We start from the raw sequence: 984 nt of genomic DNA on the forward strand, positions 1-984 counted from the left end.
GGAAAGATATGATCGATTAATTGACCACCTGCATAAGGTGCTTTCTTAGCTTTCTTCAGTAAAGATTCACCACTGATTGCTGGAGCATCTTTATTTGCGAGTTTATAAATATAAGCCGCTTCATAGGTCGCCAAAGCAACCATCGATACATCAAGCAATTGTGGTAAATTCATTGCGATTGCTTGTTGCCAACTCGCCATGACACTCTGAAGCTCTTTTAATGATGCCGTGCTGTATTTCCCACTCATTAAAATCGTTTTTTCAGCTTCAGTTAAGTCGTCCAATAACGCTCTAAGCTTGGTCAACATTTCCAAAGAATAGCCATCAAACTTTTTAAGCAGCTCATTGATTGCAGAAGAAGATAAACGCTGTAGATAAGAATTATGCTGATTCAAAGCATCAAGAATTGCTTGTTGTATTTCCTTCTTGTCCATCATTTACACCCTGATAAGGTTGATATCCACCTAAAGGCTTACTCATACGATATTCTTCAATTTTCTTTTCGATATCTTCCCATTTATCCTCTGGGAAAGTACCTGTTTGCTCGTAGTGATACCAAACATACATTGGCAACTCGTCAGCAAGACACGCTTCATAAATTAACTTGGAGCGCGTTGGATCATATTTTGGCTTATTAAAGTCCTGAGCAATCGTAAAGCTGAGTTTATCGACCTTTAAATCATGACTTGCCATTGCAAACTTGGCACACCAACGCAGCGCGTTAGTAAAAGCCTCTGATACATTAGCAACAATCAAAGATAAAACTGAGTGCTGTACAGAATTGTCATTTTCAGATTGTGTCGCTGTTTTATTTGCAGATCCAACTTCAATCAAACGTGCACCGAGTTCCTTCATCTGATTCCATTTATCATTCATGCGCTCATATGCTAAGCCGTTCTTTTCTGCCTGAACCATTTTTGCATCAGTAGGAATACCTGCACGACTCCCGACTGCTGCACCACTCTCCTTAACCATTCGGTACTG

Annotated in this window: 1 protein-coding gene and 1 pseudogene; both read right to left on the reverse strand. The window is 39.8% G+C overall.

Going from position 1 to position 984, the window contains the following annotated elements; all coding sequences use genetic code 11:
- Positions 1-434: pseudogene (locus C9E89_RS22815) on the reverse strand (phage head morphogenesis protein); the annotation flags it as partial.
- Positions 400-984: DUF4055 domain-containing protein (locus C9E89_RS22820; protein ID WP_116746714.1), on the reverse strand; the 585-nt coding region annotated here is incomplete at its 5' end. The pseudogene C9E89_RS22815 and the gene C9E89_RS22820, both read right to left, overlap by 35 nt.

This window comes from Acinetobacter sichuanensis (assembly GCF_003024515.2).
Lineage (GTDB): Bacteria > Pseudomonadota > Gammaproteobacteria > Pseudomonadales > Moraxellaceae > Acinetobacter > Acinetobacter sichuanensis.